General features: G+C 65.3%; 1 protein-coding gene. It reads right to left on the bottom strand.

The genetic code is table 11. The annotated features are described in order from the left end of the window. A partial coding sequence (iscB, locus tag ACGLHR_RS51950) for an RNA-guided endonuclease IscB (protein WP_400103951.1) occupies nucleotides 1-763 on the bottom strand: 763 nt, incomplete at both ends.

Here is a 763-nt window from a genome sequence, read left to right as displayed (position 1 = left end):
CCACCCGACCCAGTCTCCACTGAAAGCCCCGTGGTCTTCAGCGCGTTGTACAGCGCCCACCGGGTCGAATTGACGGCGGCAGCGTCGCGAAGCGGGGCCTTTGCCTTCGCCAGAATGCGTCTGAGGCGCTCCGGGTCCTTGCGCAGGAAATCAGAGAGCAGGCGAGCGGCCTTCTTCCTATTGCAAGGCACGCAAGCCAGTGTCAGATTGGAGACCCGATTCGAGCCTCCGTTTGCCCGGGCATCGATATGTTCCAATTCCAGCGGCATATCGCGGGCATCGCAGTACGCGCACTGCCGGCCCCATTTCTCTAGTAGGTATTCGCGGACCTCATAGCCGGCCAGTTCGCCCTGCTGATACTCGACGCCGGAGATCTCGGCGTTCTGCATCGCCTGCATGTCGAAGCGGACGAGTTCGGTGCTGATGGCGGTGATCGGGGCGAGTGCGCGCAAGCGGCGGACCCAGGCCATCGTGGTCTGCACACGGTGTTGTAGGCTCGGCGCTAGCCAGCCTGCCGGCTTACGGCGGTTGTCGAATCGGGCAGCGCGATACCGCGTCTTCCGCCCGCGTCGCGACCGGCGCATAGCCCTGCGGGCCGTCAGGTTCAGGCTGATCTGCGCGCCGCGGTGTATCAGTTCCACTAGCGACAGCACGGCGGCATGCCGGGTCGCCTCGCCGCCGCAGGGCTCGACCTCACGCACGATGGCCACGCCGGTTCCCTTGCTACCGGGATCGAGTTTAAGACGGACCGGTTGCAGGACGC

This window comes from Cupriavidus sp. CuC1, from assembly GCF_044627735.1.
In the GTDB taxonomy this organism is placed as follows: domain Bacteria; phylum Pseudomonadota; class Gammaproteobacteria; order Burkholderiales; family Burkholderiaceae; genus Cupriavidus; species Cupriavidus ulmosensis.
The sequence above is the reverse complement of the archived record's forward strand: the minus strand, read 5'-3'. Positions and strand labels throughout refer to the sequence as shown.